Origin of the sequence: Sphingomonas sp. Leaf25, assembly GCF_001421635.1 — a bacterium.
Classification (GTDB): Bacteria; Pseudomonadota; Alphaproteobacteria; order Sphingomonadales; family Sphingomonadaceae; genus Sphingomonas.
The window spans coordinates 894-1,231 of sequence record NZ_LMKU01000031.1; the positions used below are offsets into that span (position 1 = coordinate 894).

General features: G+C 56.2%; 1 rRNA gene (only partly in view). It reads left to right on the plus strand.

The features are described 5' to 3' along the window. Positions 1 to 338: ribosomal RNA gene (locus ASE78_RS14990) — 16S ribosomal RNA — on the plus strand (its annotated part extends past both window edges: 893 nt to the left, 563 nt to the right); the annotation flags it as partial.

A 338-nucleotide genomic window follows, 5' to 3' on the forward strand; every position in this document is an offset into this window, starting at 1 on the left:
GCGGTGAAATGCGCAGATATCAGGAGGAACACCGATGGCGAAGGCAGGTCTCTGGGCATTAACTGACGCTGAGGAGCGAAAGCATGGGGAGCGAACAGGATTAGATACCCTGGTAGTCCATGCCGTAAACGTTGGGCACTAGGTGTGGGGGACATTCCACGTTTTCCGCGCCGTAGCTAACGCATTAAGTGCCCCGCCTGGGGAGTACGGCCGCAAGGCTAAAACTCAAAGGAATTGACGGGGGCCCGCACAAGCGGCGGAGCATGCGGATTAATTCGATGCAACGCGAAGAACCTTACCAAGGCTTGACATGAACCGGAAACGCCTGGAAACAGGTG